Source organism: Chromohalobacter sp. HP20-39 (assembly GCF_033052815.1).
Lineage (GTDB): Bacteria > Pseudomonadota > Gammaproteobacteria > Pseudomonadales > Halomonadaceae > Chromohalobacter.
In genome coordinates, this window is record NZ_JAWHTP010001014.1 from 1 (window position 1) to 247 (window position 247).

The 247-nt window shown below is 63.2% G+C and carries 1 pseudogene; it reads right to left on the bottom strand.

The annotated features are described in order from the left end of the window. Positions 1-247, bottom strand: a pseudogene (locus RVY79_RS21000) (LysR family transcriptional regulator); the annotation flags it as partial.

A 247-nucleotide genomic window follows, 5' to 3' on the forward strand; every position in this document is an offset into this window, starting at 1 on the left:
CGCTCTACGGGAACGGAGAGTCCGCTACCGCCTTCGGGCCGAAGCAGGTAGGTGATGATGACGGCCGAATCGAGCGCCAACGGCCGGATCACCACGTCGGGACGTTGGCATACCGCGATTCGGGTCGCCGTTGCGAAGCCGATGCCGTAACCAGCTCCGACCAACGTGAGCATCATGTCCAGCGACGAGACATGCTCAACGATGGTGGACTCGCGCTCCAGGGGATGTAGCAGCCGGGTCAATTCGC